The organism is Micromonospora sp. URMC 106 (assembly GCF_051386395.1).
Taxonomy (GTDB): domain Bacteria; phylum Actinomycetota; class Actinomycetes; order Mycobacteriales; family Micromonosporaceae; genus Micromonospora.
Window position 1 is genome coordinate 62,386 of record NZ_JBPQTP010000019.1, and the last position, 14,205, is coordinate 76,590.

At 73.6% G+C, this 14,205-nt stretch carries 13 protein-coding genes; all 13 read left to right on the forward strand.

The genetic code is table 11. The features are described from left to right. Window positions 1–61 precede the first annotated feature (61 nt). On the forward strand, window positions 62–712 hold the full coding sequence (gene infC, locus ACSNOB_RS09390; protein ID WP_393109916.1) for a translation initiation factor IF-3: 651 nt from the start codon (window positions 62–64) through the stop codon (window positions 710–712). A gap of 19 nt (window positions 713–731) precedes the next feature. Further along, window positions 732–926 (forward strand): 50S ribosomal protein L35, encoded by a 195-nt coding sequence (gene rpmI, locus ACSNOB_RS09395; protein ID WP_007458415.1) that lies wholly within the window; start codon window positions 732–734, stop codon window positions 924–926. A gap of 31 nt (window positions 927–957) precedes the next feature. Continuing rightward, window positions 958–1,350: a 50S ribosomal protein L20 gene (rplT, locus tag ACSNOB_RS09400; RefSeq protein WP_030335718.1), complete on the forward strand. Its 393-nt coding sequence runs from the start codon at window positions 958–960 to the stop codon at window positions 1,348–1,350. Window positions 1,351–1,382: 32 nt separating this feature from the next. Next, on the forward strand, window positions 1,383–2,222 hold the full coding sequence (locus ACSNOB_RS09405) for a TrmH family RNA methyltransferase (protein WP_436686183.1): 840 nt from the start codon (window positions 1,383–1,385) through the stop codon (window positions 2,220–2,222). Between the two features lie 218 nt (window positions 2,223–2,440). Beyond that, the gene (gene pheS / locus ACSNOB_RS09410; RefSeq protein WP_436686184.1) at window positions 2,441–3,538 is read left to right on the forward strand and encodes a phenylalanine--tRNA ligase subunit alpha; all 1,098 of its coding nucleotides are present in this window, start codon (window positions 2,441–2,443) and stop codon (window positions 3,536–3,538) included. A gap of 39 nt (window positions 3,539–3,577) precedes the next feature. Then, window positions 3,578–6,124, forward strand: coding sequence for a phenylalanine--tRNA ligase subunit beta (pheT, locus tag ACSNOB_RS09415; protein ID WP_436686185.1), 2,547 nt, complete (start codon window positions 3,578–3,580; stop codon window positions 6,122–6,124). A 321-nt stretch (window positions 6,125–6,445) separates the two neighbouring features. Continuing rightward, window positions 6,446–7,651: a nucleotide sugar dehydrogenase gene (locus tag ACSNOB_RS09420; protein ID WP_436686187.1), complete on the forward strand. Its 1,206-nt coding sequence runs from the start codon at window positions 6,446–6,448 to the stop codon at window positions 7,649–7,651. After that, a complete protein-coding gene (locus tag ACSNOB_RS09425) occupies window positions 7,648–8,442 on the forward strand; it encodes a glycosyltransferase family 2 protein (RefSeq protein ID WP_436686189.1) in 795 nt (264 codons plus the stop codon). The genes ACSNOB_RS09420 and ACSNOB_RS09425 overlap by 4 nt, the downstream gene beginning before the upstream one ends. Window positions 8,443–8,450: 8 nt before the next feature. After that, window positions 8,451–9,476, forward strand: coding sequence for an NAD-dependent epimerase/dehydratase family protein (locus ACSNOB_RS09430; RefSeq protein ID WP_436686191.1), 1,026 nt, complete (start codon window positions 8,451–8,453; stop codon window positions 9,474–9,476). Between the two features lie 158 nt (window positions 9,477–9,634). Next, the gene (gene argC / locus ACSNOB_RS09435) at window positions 9,635–10,636 is read left to right on the forward strand and encodes an N-acetyl-gamma-glutamyl-phosphate reductase (protein WP_436686192.1); all 1,002 of its coding nucleotides are present in this window, start codon (window positions 9,635–9,637) and stop codon (window positions 10,634–10,636) included. Window positions 10,637–10,751: 115 nt separating this feature from the next. Then, window positions 10,752–11,924 carry a bifunctional glutamate N-acetyltransferase/amino-acid acetyltransferase ArgJ gene (gene argJ / locus ACSNOB_RS09440; RefSeq protein WP_436686193.1) on the forward strand — a complete coding sequence of 391 codons (1,173 nt, stop codon included), beginning with the start codon at window positions 10,752–10,754 and terminating at the stop codon, window positions 11,922–11,924. Beyond that, window positions 11,921–12,862, forward strand: a complete 942-nt coding sequence (gene argB, locus ACSNOB_RS09445; RefSeq protein ID WP_393109934.1) for an acetylglutamate kinase — start codon at window positions 11,921–11,923, stop codon at window positions 12,860–12,862. The genes argJ and argB overlap by 4 nt, the downstream gene beginning before the upstream one ends. Continuing rightward, a partial coding sequence (locus ACSNOB_RS09450; RefSeq protein WP_436686194.1) for an acetylornithine transaminase occupies window positions 12,859–14,205 on the forward strand: 1,347 nt, incomplete at its 3' end. The genes argB and ACSNOB_RS09450, both read left to right, overlap by 4 nt.

The window sequence follows — 14,205 nt, forward strand, 5'->3', positions numbered from 1 at the left end:
CCGCAGGGTCGGCACGCAGGAGACTTTGACTCGAGGAGGCCCCATCAGCGTCGAACCACGCGTGAACGAGCAGATCCGGGCACGTGAGGTCCGACTGGTCGGCCCCGAGGGTGAGCAGGTGGGCATCGTCCCGCTGGAGCGCGCCCTTCAGCTGGCCGCGGACGTCGATCTGGACCTGGTCGAGGTTGCGCCGATGGCGCGCCCGCCGGTGTGCAAGCTCATGGACTTCGGCAAGTTCAAGTACGAGAGCGCACTGAAGGCGCGCGAAGCGCGGCGTAACCAGCAGCAGACCGTCATCAAGGAGATGAAGCTCCGGCCGAAGATCGACCCGCACGACTACGAGACCAAGAAGGGTCACGTGGTGCGGTTCCTCAAGGCCGGCGACAAGGTCAAGGTGACGATCATGTTCCGCGGTCGCGAGCAGAGCCGCCCGGAGCTGGGCTACCGGCTCCTGCGCCGGCTCGAGTCGGAGATCACGGAGCTGGGGTACGTCGAGGCCGCTCCGAAGCAGGACGGTCGAAACATGATCATGGTTCTCGCCCCGCACCGGGCCGTCAAGGCCTCTGCGGTCGCCGCGACGGCGTCCCGCGGTGGACCCCGGGACCGGAACGCGGACGAGTCCGCGGCTCCGGCAGCCGGCGAGACCGCGGCGGCCGGCGAGACCGCACCAGCCGGTGAGACCGGCACCGTCGCCGACAACAGCGGCGAGTAACAGGGGAGAGACGTTCCACATGCCGAAGATGAAGAGCCACACGGGGATGGGCAAGCGGGTCAAGGTGACCGGCAAGGGCAAGATCGTTGCCCAGCAGGCCGGCCTCCGGCACAACCTGGAGAAGAAGCCCTCCACCCAGACCCGTCGGCTGACCGGCACCGTCGTGCTGGCCAAGGCCGATGTCAAGCGCATCAAGAAGCTGCTCGGCCGCTGACGCGCGCCACCCGACGTAAGAAGGAGTTGAGATGGCACGCGTCAAGCGGGCTGTGAACGCCCAGAAGAAGCGCCGTACCCTGCTGGAGACCGCGAGCGGCTACCGCGGTCAGCGCTCCCGCCTCTACCGCAAGGCCAAGGAGCAGGTGCTGCACTCGATGCAGTACGCCTACCGGGACCGTCGCGACCGCAAGGGCGACTTCCGGCAGCTGTGGATCCAGCGGATCAACGCGGGCGCCCGCGCCAACGGGATGACCTACAACCGCCTGATCCAGGGCCTGCGCCTGGCCGGCATCGAGGTCGACCGGAAGATCCTGGCCGACCTGGCCGTCAACGACGCCGCCGCCTTCGCGGCGATCGTCGAGCTGGCCCGGGCCGCGGTCGCGGCCGAGGGCACCGGCGGCGCGGCGGCCCAGGCCGCCTGATCCACCCGCACCAGCAGATCGAGGCGTCTCCCATGCACTCACCGTCGCGCGGGAGACGCCTCGACGCTGTCTCCGGCCCCTTCACCCCGCGTACCCCCAGGGTGGTCGCCGCCCGCCGGCTGCAGCGCCGACGGGACCGCGAGGCCGCCGGCCGGTTCCTGGCCGAGGGGCCGCAGGCGGTCCGCGAGGCACTGGCCCGCCCGGGGGTGGTCACCGAACTCTTCGGTACGCCCGCCGCCCTGGACCGGCACGCCGGGCTGGCCGCCGACGCCGCCCGCGCCGACGTGCCGGTCTCCGAGGTGACCGACGAGGCCCTCGCGGCCCTCGCCGAGACCGTCGCCCCGCAGGGCCTGGTCGCCGTCTGCCGGCACCTCGACGTGTCCCTGGAGCACGCCCTGGCCGGGGGGCCCCGCCTGGTCGCGGTGCTCGCCGAGATCCGCGACCCGGGCAACGCCGGCACCGTGCTGCGCACCGCCGACGCCGCCGGGGCCGGCGTGGTCGTCTTCGCCGGCGACGCCGTCGACCCGTACAACGGCAAGTGCGTCCGGGCGTCGGCCGGCAGCCTCTTCCACGTCGACGTGGTCCGCGCGCCCGACCCGCTGGACGTGGTCGCCGCGCTGCGCGCCGCGGGGCTCGCCGTGCTCGCCACCACCGGCTACGGCGAGCACGACCTCGACGACCTCGCCGACGCGGGCCGGCTCGCCGCCCCCACCGCCTGGCTGTTCGGCTCGGAGGCGCACGGCCTGCCCGAGCAGCTCACCGCCGCCGCCGACGCGCGCGTGCGGGTGCCGCTGCACGGCCGCGCCGAGAGCCTGAACCTGGCTGCGGCCGCGGCCGTCTGCCTGTACGCTTCAGCGAGAGCGCAGCGGTGACCGCGCACCGGTCCCGCGAGGCAGCCAACAGAGGAGAGCGTCCGCCCATGAACGCGCCACGGCGTTCGTTTAGCCAGCCCGCCGGTGTCGGCGGGCGGCGGGCCTGACCTGCTTTCCGCGCAACTCCCACCGGCGGGCTGCGGCACAGCCGCGCGTCCGTAGACTCGCTTCGCCGCCCCGTGAGGGCTGGCGCCGCCGTGAGGGAGTGCCCGTACGCCATGAGCTACCGCAACGATCCGTACGACCCGAAGCAGGTCGCCCTGCTCGACCCGGCCGCCCTGGCCGAGGCCGTCGCCGCCGCCGAGAAGGCGTTCGCCGAGGCCGGTGACCCGGACGCGCTGACCGCGCTGCGCCCGGCGCACCTCGGCGACCGGTCCCCGGTCTCGCTGGCCCGCCGGGAGATCGGCGCGCTGCCGCCGGCCGCGAAGGCCGACGCCGGCAAGCGGGTCAACGAGGCCCGCCGCGCCGTCGAGGCCGCGTACGCCGCCCGCCAGGAGGTCCTGGAGCGGGAGCAGGCGGAACGGGTGCTGGTGGAGGAGCGCGTCGACGTGACGCTGCCCTACGACCGGCGGCCCCGGGGCGCCCGGCACCCGATCAGCACCCTGATGGAGCAGATCAGCGACCTGTTCGTCGGGATGGGCTACGAGGTGGCCGAGGGGCCCGAGGTCGAGCTGGAGTGGACCAACTTCGACGCGCTCAACATCCCCGCCGACCACCCCGCGCGCGGGCTGATGGACACCTTCCACGTCGCACCCGCCGACGGTCCGGCCGCGGCCGACGAGCCGGCGGGGTCGGGCCTCGTCCTGCGTACCCACACCTCGCCGGTGCAGGCGCGCACCATGCTGACCCGCAAGCCGCCGATCCACGTGATCGTGCCCGGCCGGGTCTACCGCACCGACGAGCTGGACGCCACCCACGCGCCGGTCTTCCACCAGGTGGAGGGCCTCGTGGTGGACAGGGGCATCACCATGGCGCACCTGCGCGGCACCCTGGACCACTTCGCCCGGGCGATGTTCGGCGAGGGCGCGAAGACCCGCTTCCGGCCGCACTACTTCCCGTTCACCGAGCCGTCGGCCGAGTTCGACGTCTGGTTCCCGGAGCACCGCGACGGCCCGCGCTGGGTCGAGTGGGGCGGCTGCGGCATGGTCAACCCGCGGGTGCTGCGCGCCTGCGGCATCGACCCCGAGGTCTACTCGGGATTCGCGTTCGGCATGGGCATCGACCGGACCGTGATGTTCCGGCACGGGGTCAGCGACATGCGGGACATGGTCGAGGGCGACGTGCGGTTCACCCGCGCGTTCGGGGCCGGGGCGTAGGCGATGCGGGTACGAGTTACGGAGACGGTGGTCTGAGTCATGCGAGTTTCTGTCAGTTGGTTGCGGGAGTACGTCGACCTCCCCGCCGACCTGCCCGCCGGCGACCTGGAGCAGGCCCTGGTCGACCTCGGCATCGAGGTCGAGTCCGTGGTGGACCTGCGGGAGACCGTCACCGGTCAGCTGGTGGTCGGTGAGGTCCTCCAGATCGAGGAGCTGACCGGCTTCAAGAAGCCCATCCGGTTCTGCCGCGTCGACGTCGGCGACGCCAACGGCACCGGCGAGCCGCAGGAGATCGTCTGCGGGGCGCGCAACTTCGCACCCGGCGACCGGGTCGTGGTGATCCTGCCCGGCGGCGTGCTGCCCGGCGGGTTCGCCATCGGCGCGCGCAAGACGTACGGGCGCAACTCCAACGGCATGATCTGCTCCGCCAAGGAGTTGGGTCTCGGCGACGACCACTCGGGCATCATCGTGCTGCCCGGGGACACCCCGGCCAAGCCGGGCGACGACGCGCGGCCCGTCGTCGGGCTCGACGACGTCGTGGTCGAGCTGGAGATCACCCCCGACCGGGGGTACGCGCTGAGCCTGCGCGGCCTCGCCCGCGAGCTGTCGCACGCCCTCGGCGTGCCGTTCCGCGACCCGGGCCTGGCGCCCGCGCCCCGCGGCACCGACACCCCGGCGTACCCGGTCGAGGTGCGCGACACGGTCGGCTGCGACCGGTTCGCCGCCCGGCTCGTGCGCGGCGTCGACCCGACGGCGGCCACCCCCGACTGGATGCGGCGGCGGCTCACCGTCGCCGGCATCCGCAGCATCTCGCTGCCGGTCGACATCACCAACTACGTGATGCTGGAACTGGGCCAGCCGATGCACGCCTTCGACGCCGACCGGATCGCCGGGCCGCTGGTGGTGCGCCGCGCCGAGGCGGGGGAGAAGCTCACCACCCTGGACGGGGTCACCCGGGTGCTCGCCGCGGAGGACATGGTCATCTGCGACGACACCGGGCCGGTCTCGCTCGCCGCCGTGATGGGCGGGGAGACCAGCGAGGTCGTCGCGGGGACCACGAACGTGCTCTTCGAGGCGGCCCACTGGGATCCGGCGATGGTCGGGCGCACCGCCCGGCGGCACAAGCTGTTCAGCGAGGCGGCGAAGCGGTGGGAGCGGGGCGTCGACCCGGCGCTGCCGCTGGTCGCCATCGAGCGGGCCGTCCGGCTGCTCACCGAGCACGCCGGCGGCACGGCCTCCGACGAGATCCTCGACATCGACCACGTCCGGCCGCGTACGCCGGTCGTCCTGCCGGCGGACCTGCCGACCCGGCGGATCGGGGTGACCTACCCGCCGGCGCGGGTGGTCGCCCTGCTGGAGCAGGTCGGCTGCACGGTCGCGCGGGGCGCCGACCGGCTGGCCGAGGATCCGGGCGAGGTCGGCGTCGCCGCCGGCGACGGCGCGGCGCTCACCGTCACCCCGCCGACCTGGCGGCCCGACCTGACCGACCCGGCGGACCTCGTCGAGGAGGTGGTCCGCCTCGACGGGTACGACCGGCTGCCGTCGGTGCTGCCGACCGCGCCGCCCGGCCGCGGCCTGACCTGGCAGCAGCGCCGCCGCCGGGCGATCTCCCGGTCGCTCGCCGAGCGGGGGTACGTGGAGGTGCTCGCGCACCCGTTCGTCGCCCCGGAGCTGGCCGACCAGCTCGGGCTGCCCGAGGGCGACCCGCGTCGGCGGGCGGTGCGGCTGGCCAACCCGCTGTCCGAGGAGGAGCCGTTGCTGCGCACCACGCTGCTCGGCCCGCTGCTCGGCATCGTGAAGCGCAACCTCGGCCGGGGGCAGCGCGACCTCGCCGTCTACGAGATCGGCGCGGTCTTCCACCCGCGTCCCGGCGCCGGCCGTCCGCCGGCGATGGGCGTGGACCGGCGGCCCAGCGACGAGGAGCTCGCCGCCGCCGACGCGGTGGTGCCCGAGCAGCCCCGGCATGTCGCCGTCGTGCTGACCGGCGACATGGAGCCCGCCGGCTGGTGGGGCGCGGGCCGGGCGGCCGCCTGGGCGGACGCCGTGGAGGCCGCCCGGGTGGTGCTCGCCGCGGCCGACATCCCGGGGGACCGGGTCGAGGTCCGGGCCGCCGAGTACGCGCCGTGGCACCCCGGCCGCTGCGCGGAGCTGCTGGTCGACGGCACGGTGGTCGGGCACGCCGGCGAACTGCACCCGGCGGTCCTGGCGGCGCTGGAGCTGCCCCGGCGCACCAGCGCCATGGAGCTGGACCTGGACGCGCTGCCGGCGGCCCCGGTGGCGCCCGCGCCGGTCGTCTCCGGCTTCCCGCCGGCGCTGATCGACGTGGCGCTGGTGGTGGACGAGTCGGTACCCGCGGCGCAGGTGCAGCGCGCCCTGGTCGAGGGCGCCGGCGAGCTGCTGGAGGGGGTGCGCCTGTTCGACGTGTACGCCTCGGAGCAGCTCGGGGCGGGCCGCAAGTCGCTGGCGTACAAGCTCACCTTCCGGGCCCCGGACCGGACGCTGACCGTGGAGGAGGCGGTGGCCGCGCGGGACGCGGCGGTCGCCCGTGCCGCGGAGCGCTTCGGCGCCACCCTGCGCGGCGCCTGAGCGATCACGAGGGCCCCTCCCGCACCGGCGGGAGGGGCCCTCGGCTGCTCTGCGGACAACCGCGTCGCTCGATGATCCGCAGGTGCTCGACGGCACGGGGTCACGGAGCGCCTGGAGCGACGTCGCGGTGTCGAGCGGGCCAGGTGCGCGGAAGCGGCGAGTGCGGTGTGTGACTGACGGGCGTCAATCAGTGACGAGTCGGCTGAAAGGTCAGCGGCCTCGGGATTTTTGGCTACCCGCGAGTCACATCCGAGCGGTTAACCTGCTTGGATTCCGAGTGTTGCCGGAGTCACACCCCGCCACCCCCACGGGAGTCCAGTCATGTCCGAGGATCCGCCGGTTACCACCGTCGATGTCTGCATCGTGGGCGGCTGCGGCCGGGTGGGGCTGCCGCTGGGCATCGCCTTCGCCTCGCGCGGCCTGTCCGTGGTGCTGTACGACATCAACGCCGACGCGGTCGGCACGGTCAACGCGGCCACCCTGCCCTTCGCCGAGCCCGGTGCGGCCGGGGCGCTCGCGGAGGCCGTCGCCGCCGGCCGGCTGCGTGCCACCACCGACCCGGCCAGCGTCGGCGCCTCCGAACACCTGGTCGTGGTGGTCGGCACCCCGGTCGACGAGCACCTCAACCCGGACCTGGGCGCGGTGCCCCGGGCCCTGGAGCGCTGCGCCGAGCACCTGCGCGACGGGCAGTTGGTCGTGCTGCGCAGCACCGTCTACCCCGGCGTCACCGCGCTGACCGAGAAGCTGCTCGCCGGCAAGGGCATCCGCGCCGACGTGGCGTTCTGCCCGGAGCGGATCGCCGAGGGGCGGGCGATGACGGAGCTGTTCGCCCTGCCGCAGATCGTCGCCGCCCGGACGCCGGGGGCGCTGGCGCGCGCCGAGAAGCTCTTCCGGCACCTCACCGAGCAGATCGTGCCGCTCGAGCCGGAGGAGGCCGAGCTGGCGAAGCTGTTCACCAACACCTGGCGCTACATCAAGTTCGCCACCGCCAACCAGTTCTGGATGATGGCCAACGACTTCGGGCTCGACTTCGCCCGGATCCGGCACGCCGTGGCGTACGACTACCCGCGCGCGGCCGACCTGCCGATGCCCGGGTTCGCGGCCGGACCGTGCCTGTTCAAGGACACCATGCAGCTGGCCGCGTTCAACCGGAACAACTTCGTGCTCGGCCATTCCGCGATGCTGATCAACGAAGGGCTCCCGCTCTACCTGGTGTCCCGCCTGGAGGACCGGTTCGACCTGTCCGAGCTGACCGTGGGCATCCTCGGCATGGCCTTCAAGGGCGGCAGCGACGACCCCCGGGAGAGTCTGGCGTACAAGCTGCGCAAGATCCTGGCGCTGAAGACCCGCGAGACGCTCTGCACGGATCCCTACGTGGCCGACGAGCGCTTCGTCGACCTGGACGAGGTGCTGCGGCGGGCCGACCTGCTGGTCATCGCCGCTCCGCACGAGCAGTACGCCCGCCTGGAGACCGACCGGCCGGTCATCGACATGTGGGGCCTGACCGGGCAGGGAGTGCGGGTGTGAAGCCCCGGGTGTCGGTGATCGTGCCGGTCTACAACGAGGGCGAAACGATCCTGCGCTGCCTCGAGCGGATGCTGCGGGAGATGCTGCTCCCCGCCGAGGTGCTCGTCGTGCACGACATGCCCGAGGACAGCACCGTCCCGTACGTCGAGGAGGTCGCCCGCACCGATCCGCGGGTGCGGGCGGTGCTCAACACCTACGGCCGGGGCCCCGCCAACGCGATCCGGTTCGGCATCGACGCGGCGCGTGCCCCCGTCGTGGTGGTCACCATGGCCGACGGCTGCGACGACCCCCGCCAGATCGACGAGCTGGCCCGGCTGGTCGACCGGGGGGTGGTGGTCGCCGCCGCGTCCCGTTACATGCCCGGTGGCCAGCAGGTCGGCGGGCCCCGGCTGAAGCGGATGATGTCGCGCTGGGCGGGGCGGAGCCTCTACACCTTCGCCCGCGTCGGCACCCGCGACGCCACCAACAGCTTCAAGGCGTACGACACCGCGTTCGTCCGGGAGGTCGGGATCGAGTCGCGGACCGGCTTCGAGATCGGGCTGGAACTGACCGCGAAGGCCACCCGGTTGCGGCTACCGGTGGCCGAGATCCCCACCATCTGGCTGGACCGGCCGCTGGGGGAGTCCCACTTCGACCTGGGCCGCTTCCTGCCCGGCTACCTGCGCTGGTACTTCTTCGCCTACGGTCGACGGCTGAGCCGGGAGAAGCTGGCCGGGCGCGTTGCCCCGACCGGGGTCGTGCCGGCCCCGCGCGACCCGCGGGACAGCACCGAATTCGAGAAGACCGCATAGGAGCGCATGTGGCGAAGGTCCTGGTAACTGGTTCGGCCGGCTTCATCGGCGGCTACCTCGTCTCCGAACTGCTCGACCGGGGGCACGAGGTGGTCGGTATCGACAACTTCTCCAAGTACGGCCCGGTGACCCACAGCTACGACGAGCACCCCCGGTTCCGGTTCGTCGAGGGCGACGCCCGGGACGCGGACCTGCTCACCGAGCTGCTGGACGGCTGCGACCACCTGGTCGCGGGGGCGGCGATGATCGGCGGCATCTCCTACTTCCACGCGTACGCCTACGACCTGCTCGCCACCAACGAGCGGATCATGGCGGCCACCTGCGACGCGGCGATCCGCGCCCATCGGGACGGCCGGCTGGCGAAGGTCACCTACCTCTCCTCCTCGATGGTCTTCGAGTCCACCGAGCACTGGCCCAGCCGGGAGGGCGACGAGCGCCGCATCCCACCGCCGCTGTCGTCGTACGGGTTCCAGAAGCTGGCCGTGGAGTACTACGCCCGGGCGGCCTGGGAGCAGTACCAGGTGCCGTACACGATCGTGCGGCCGTTCAACTGTGTCGGCGTGGGCGAGGGGCGCGCGCTGGGGCAGGCCGAGGTGCTCTCCGGCAACGTCAAGCTGGCCATGTCGCACGTCGTGCCCGACCTGGTGCAGAAGATCGTCAAGGGACAGGACCCGCTGCACATCCTGGGTGAGGGCAACCAGGTCCGCCACTACACCTACGGCGGCGACCTGGCTCGGGGCATCGCCACGGCGATCGAGCACCCGGCGGCGCGCAACGAGGACTTCAACCTCTCCACGGCCGAGTCGACCACGGTGCTCGAACTGGCCGAGCTGATCTGGCGCAAGATCAAGGGCTCGGACGTGCCGTTCCGGTACGTCTCCGACGAGCCCTTCCGGTACGACGTGCAGAGGCGGGTGCCGGACGTGACCAAGTCGCGGGAGGTGCTGGGCTTCACGGCCGCCACGTCCCTGGACGAGATGCTCGACGAGGTCATCCCGTGGGTGACCCGGGCGGTCGAGGAGGGCCGTCTCTGACCGCTTCGTTCCGGCCGAGGGCCCGTGTCGCGATCCGGCGGCGCGGGCCCTCGTGGTGATCGGGCTCACCAATTCATTCTCATACGGCTTGCTGCATGAACTTGCAGGAGCGGATCATCGCCTGCTAGCCTTCGCTGCATAGTCATGCGGAGGTGGGTATGGGTATCCGAGTCGCGGTCGCCGGGGCGAGCGGCTACGCCGGGGGCGAGCTGATCCGCCTGGTCGCCGGGCACCCGGAGTTCGACCTGGTCGCCGCCACCGCGCACAGCCAGGCCGGGCACCGGCTCGACGTCGTACACCCGCAGCTCGCCGGGCTGGACATGGTCCTCGGCGAGACGGACGCGGCAGCGCTGGCCGACGCGGACCTGGTCTTCCTGGCCCTGCCGCACGGCCAGTCGGCGGCCCTGGCCGCCCAGCTTCCGCCCGAGGTCCGGATCGTCGACCTGGGCGCCGACCACCGCCTCGCCGACCCGTACGCCTGGGCCAACTACTACGGCGGATCGCACGCCGGTCAGTGGACCTACGGCCTGCCCGAGCTGCCCGGCCAGCGAGACCTGATCGCCGGCTCCACCCGGGTGGCCAACACGGGCTGCTACGCCGCCGCGATCACCCTCGCGCTGGCCCCGCTGATCGCCGCCGGCGCCGCCTCCCCGGCCGACGTGGTGGTCGTCGCGGCCTCCGGCACCTCCGGCGCCGGCAAGGCGGCCAAGCCGCACCTGCTCGGCAGCGAGGTGATGGGGGACCTGTCGCCCTACCGCGTCGGCACCCACCAGCACGTCCCCGAGATCAAGCAGGCCACCGGCGCGACCGGCCTGTCGCTCACCCCGGTGCTCGCGCCGATGCCCCGGGGCATCCTCGCCACCGTGACCGCCGTGCCGGCCCGGGGCGTGGACCCGCGGGCGGTGCTCGCCGAGGCGTACGCGGACACGCCGTTCGTGCGCGTCCTGCCGGAGGGGGCCTGGCCGCACACCGCCGCCACCCTCGGCTCCAACTCCTGCCACCTGCAGGCCACGGTCGACGTCGACTCCCGCCGGATGATCGTGCTGAGCGCGCTGGACAACCTCGGCAAGGGCGCCGCCGGCCAGGCCGTGCAGAACGCCAACCTCATGTGCGGCCTGCCGGAGACGACGGGCCTGTCCGTCTGGGGGGTCGCACCGTGAGCGCGAGGAGTGCAGCGCAGCGGAGCCCCGCAGTCGCGAACGAAGGAGTGGCATCGGTGAGCGCGAGGAGTGCAGCGCAGCGGAGCCCCGCAGTCGCGGACAAAGGAGCGGACCAGTGAGTGTCACGACTCCCCGGGGGTTCCGGGCGGCCGGGGTGGCCGCCGGGCTCAAGGCCAGCGGCGCGAGCGACGTCGCGCTGGTCGTCAACGACGGCCCGGACGCCGGCGTCGCCGGCGTGTTCACCGCCAACCGGGTCAAGGCCGCGCCGGTGCTCTGGACCCAGCAGGTCGTGCGGGGCGGCGTCGCCCGCGCCGTGGTGCTCAACTCGGGCGGGGCGAACGCGTGCACCGGACCGGCCGGCTTCCAGGACACCCACGCCACCGCCGAGCACACCGCCGCCGCGCTCACCTCGGCCAGCCCCCGGCTGATGCTCGGGGCGGGCGATGTGGCGGTCTGCTCGACCGGCCTGATCGGCGAGCGGCTGCCGATGCAGAAGCTGCTCCCCGGCGTACGCGCCGCGATCCGCGGGCTGTCCCGCGACGGCGGCGGGGCGGCCGCCGAGGCCATCATGACCACGGACACCCGGCCCAAGACCACGGTGGCCCGGGGCAGCGGCTGGACCGTTGGCGGCATGGCGAAGGGCGCGGGCATGCTCGCCCCCGCGATGGCCACCATGCTCTGCGTGCTGACCACCGACGCGGTGGCCGGGCCGGAGGCCCTCGACGCCGCGCTGCGCGAGGCGTGCCGGGTCACCTTCGACCGGATCGACTCCGACGGCTGCATGTCCACCAACGACACGGTGCTGCTGCTCTCCAGTGGCGCCTCCGGCATCGAGCCCACCGAGGCCGAGCTGACCGCCGCGGTCACCGCGGCGGCCCACGACCTGGCCCAGCAGCTCGTCGCCGACGCCGAGGGCGCCACGAAGCAGATCGCCGTCGACGTGGTCGGTGCGGCGAGCGAGGACGACGCGGTCGAGGTGGGGCGGGCGGTGGCCCGCAACAACCTGGTCAAGACCGCGCTGTTCGGCAACGACCCGAACTGGGGCCGGATCCTCGCGGCCGTCGGCACCACCGCCGCCGCCTTCGAGCCGGACGCGGTCGACGTCGCGGTCAACGGGATCTGGGTGTGCCGCTCCGGCGCCGCCGCCGAGGACCGGTCGAAGGTCGACCTGACCGGGCGGGACGTCACCATCCGCATCGACCTGCACGCCGGCGACGCCGAGGCCACGATCTGGACCAACGACCTCTCCCACGCGTACGTCCACGAGAACTCGGCCTACTCGACATGAGCCTCACCACCGACCTCACCCGCGCCCAGGTCAAGGCCGCCACGCTGATCGAGGCGCTGCCCTGGCTGGCCCGCTTCTCCGGCTCGACCGTCGTGGTCAAGTACGGCGGCAACGCCATGGTCGACCCGGAGCTGCAGCGTGCCTTCGCCGCCGACATGGTCTTCCTGCGCTACGCCGGCCTGAAGCCGGTCGTGGTGCACGGCGGCGGCCCGCAGATCTCCGCCATGCTGGGCCGGCTCGGCATCGCCAGCGAGTTCCGGGGCGGCCTTCGGGTCACCACCCCGGAGGCGATGGACGTGGTCCGGATGGTGCTGGTCGGTCAGGTGGGCCGGGAGCTGGTCGGGCTGATCAACGCGCACGGCCCGTTCGCGGTCGGCCTCTCCGGCGAGGACGCCGGGCTCTTCACCGCCGTGCGGCGGCCCGCGTACGTGGACGGGGAGCCGGTCGACGTCGGGCAGGTCGGCGACGTCGAGTCGGTCGACGTCTCGGCGGTCACCGACCTGATCGCGGCCGGGCGCATCCCGGTGATCTCCACCGTGGCGCCGGACGCCGACGGGGTGCTGCACAACCTGAACGCCGACACCGCCGCCGCGGCGCTCGCCGTCGCCCTCGACGCCCGCAAGCTGGTCGTCCTCACCGACGTGCCCGGCCTCTACGCCGACTGGCCGGACACCACCAGCCTGGTCAGCGAGATCACCGCCGACGAGCTGGCGGAGCTGCTGCCGTCGCTGTCCAGCGGCATGGTGCCCAAGATGGAGGCCTGCCTGCGGGCGGTGCGGCAGGGCGTCCCCGCCGCGCACGTCGTCGACGGCCGGGTCGCCCACTCCACGTTGCTGGAGGTCTTCACCTCCGAAGGGTTCGGCACGATGGTCGTCGGCGCCAGGAGCGAGCCCCCCACCCCGGCAGTCGCCGACAAGGAAGGCACGGTCCCGGCATGAGCACCCTCGTCGAGCGCTGGTCGCAGTCCATGATGGACAACTACGCCACGCCGCCGCTCGCCCTCGTCTCCGGCTCCGGCGCCGTCGTGGTCGACGACGCCGGCCGGGAGTACGTCGACCTGGTCGGCGGGATCGCGGTCAACGCCCTCGGCCACGCCCACCCGGCCGTGGTGGCCGCCGTCTCGAAGCAGGTCGCCACCCTCGGGCACGTCTCCAACCTCTACGTCGCCGAGCCGCCGGTGGCCCTCGCCGAGCTGCTGCTGGCCCTGGCCGGCCGGCCGGGTCGGGTCTTCTTCGCCAACTCCGGGGCGGAGGCCAACGAGGCCGCGTTCAAGCTCTCCCGGCTCACCGGCCGCACGCACGTGGTCGCCACCACGGGGGGCTTCCACGGTCGCACCATGGGCGCGCTCGCGCTCACCGGCCAGCCGGCCAAGGCCGACCCGTTCCGCCCGCTGCCCGGCGACGTCACCCACGTCGACTACGGCGACGTCGCCGCCCTGGAGGCGGCCGTCACCGACGCCACCGCGATGGTGATCCTGGAGCCGATCCAGGGCGAGAACGGCGTCGTGGTCCCGCCGCCCGGCTACCTGGCCGCCGCGCGGCGGATCACCGCCCGGCACGGCGCCCTGCTGGTGCTCGACGAGGTGCAGACGGGCGTCGGACGCACCGGGCACTGGTTCGCCCACCAGGCCGAGGGCGTCGAGCCCGACGTGGTGACCCTGGCCAAGGGGCTCGGCGGCGGGTTGCCCATCGGCGCCTGCCTGGCCTTCGGCCGGGCCGCCGAGCTGCTCGCCCCCGGCTCGCACGGCACCACCTTCGGCGGCAACCCGGTGAGCTGCGCCGCCGCCCTCGCGGTGGTGGCGACGATCGCCAACGAGGGACTGCTCGACCACGTCAAGCGGATCGGCGAGCGGCTGCGCCGGGGGATCGAGGCCCTCGGCCATCCGCTGGTCGACGGCGTCCGTGGCGCGGGCCTGCTGCTCGGCGTGGTGCTCGCCGCCCCGGTCGCGAAGGTGCTCGCCGAGGCGCTGCGGGAGACCGGCTTCCTGGTCAACCCGGTGCAGCCGGGCGTGGTCCGGCTCGCTCCGCCGCTGATCCTCACCGCCGCCCAGGTCGACGCCTTCCTGGCCGCCCTCCCGGCCGCCCTGGACGCGGCGTCCCCGGCCGCCGCGGGCACCACCCCGCCTCCGGCCGCCGCCACCCCGGCCGCCGTGGCGGATCTTGGTGGGGAACGGCCCCTGGAGGGGCCGGCCGCTTCCAAGATCTCGACGCCGACGCCGACGCCGACGCCGACGCCGACGCCGACGCCGACGCCGACGCCGACGCCGACGCCGACGCCGACG

Bases quoted from the DNA above. Each gene is read 5' to 3' on its own strand.
- rpmI (WP_007458415.1), top strand. From the start codon at position 732: ATGCCGAAGATGAAGAGCCACACGGGGATGGGCAAGCGGGTCAAGGTG.
- rplT (WP_030335718.1), top strand. From the start codon at position 958: ATGGCACGCGTCAAGCGGGCTGTGAACGCCCAGAAGAAGCGCCGTACC.
- ACSNOB_RS09405 (WP_436686183.1), top strand. From the start codon at position 1,383: ATGCACTCACCGTCGCGCGGGAGACGCCTCGACGCTGTCTCCGGCCCC.
- pheS (WP_436686184.1), top strand. From the start codon at position 2,441: ATGAGCTACCGCAACGATCCGTACGACCCGAAGCAGGTCGCCCTGCTC.
- pheT (WP_436686185.1), top strand. From the start codon at position 3,578: ATGCGAGTTTCTGTCAGTTGGTTGCGGGAGTACGTCGACCTCCCCGCC.
- ACSNOB_RS09420 (WP_436686187.1), top strand. From the start codon at position 6,446: ATGTCCGAGGATCCGCCGGTTACCACCGTCGATGTCTGCATCGTGGGC.
- argC (WP_436686192.1), top strand. From the start codon at position 9,635: ATGGGTATCCGAGTCGCGGTCGCCGGGGCGAGCGGCTACGCCGGGGGC.
- argB (WP_393109934.1), top strand. From the start codon at position 11,921: ATGAGCCTCACCACCGACCTCACCCGCGCCCAGGTCAAGGCCGCCACG.